Annotated in this window: 1 pseudogene; it reads right to left on the bottom strand. The window is 69.4% G+C overall.

The window, feature by feature from the left end:
* Positions 1 to 320: pseudogene (locus tag SB754_RS19660) on the bottom strand (keto-deoxy-phosphogluconate aldolase); the annotation flags it as partial.

Below are 320 nucleotides of genomic sequence, written 5' to 3' on the forward strand. Positions count from 1 at the left end.
CCAGGATCCGCCGACACAGACGACATTGGGCAGGGCGAGATAATCCGGCGCCCGCTCACGCGTGATCGACCCGGTCGGACAGAAGCGGATATCGGGCAGCGGCCCGTGCAGGGATTTCAGATAGTCCAGCCCACCAGCCTGTTCGGCCGGGAAGAATTTCAGCAGCTCGAACCCCGCCTCTGCGGCGGCCATGGCCTCACCGGCCGTGGCGACACCCGGCAAGGCGGGAACGCCGCACTCCAGAAGTGCCGGAACGAGGCGCGGGGTCAGGCCCGGCGAGACCAGAAAGTCCGCCCCGGCCTCGACGCTGCGCGCCGCCT

The sequence above is a fragment of the Leifsonia sp. SIMBA_070 genome (genome assembly GCF_046534635.1).
Taxonomy (GTDB): Bacteria; Actinomycetota; Actinomycetes; order Actinomycetales; family Microbacteriaceae; genus Leifsonia.